1 protein-coding gene is annotated in these 533 nt (G+C 68.9%); it reads right to left on the bottom strand.

Annotated features, from left to right (window positions below):
- A partial coding sequence (locus tag FLV34_RS39695) for a hypothetical protein (protein WP_222709817.1) occupies positions 1-267 on the bottom strand: 267 nt, incomplete at its 3' end.
- Between the last annotated feature and the right edge of the window lie 266 nt (positions 268-533).

Genomic DNA, 533 nt, shown 5'->3' with positions numbered 1-533 from the left:
GGGGCCGGGGATGGTGGGCTTGCCGGGTTCCAGGCCGTAGCCCATCTGCCCATCGGGGAATTTGTCCACGTAGAGGGTGATGCGGCGGACCTCGCCCGGTTCGCCCGCGGTCTTACTGGTGGTCGTGGGGGTGGTCTTGCCGGCGGGTTCCGCGGTGGCCTGACTCGCCACGGCGAACGGTGTGATCACGGCGGCTGCGGCCGCGCTGGTGGTGAAGACGCGCCGGGACAGCAGGCGCCGCGTCACATCACTGTTCTTCTCGGTCATGGTTCCCAATCGGTGACGGCGCTCGCCCACGTGCGGCGAGCTGGGGGGTGGTCCGTGACGCCGGCGGTGAGCCGGCCATGCCGATCCGGAGATCTGCGCGGAAAGATGCAGGGTCAGCCGCAGCTGATCGCGTTGTATGCGGCCTCGTAGGACGTGGTGACCTCTTTGCCGTTGATGAGCGACGTACCGGTCACGGTGGCCTTGCCCGCGCCGATCTGCCCGGCACGGGTGTTGAAGGACTGGTAGGCCTGCTTGCCCGGGGCCAC

Source organism: Microbispora sp. CSR-4, assembly GCF_008033685.1.
GTDB lineage: Bacteria > Actinomycetota > Actinomycetes > Streptosporangiales > Streptosporangiaceae > Microbispora.
The sequence above is the reverse complement of the archived record's forward strand: the minus strand, read 5'-3'. Positions and strand labels throughout refer to the sequence as shown.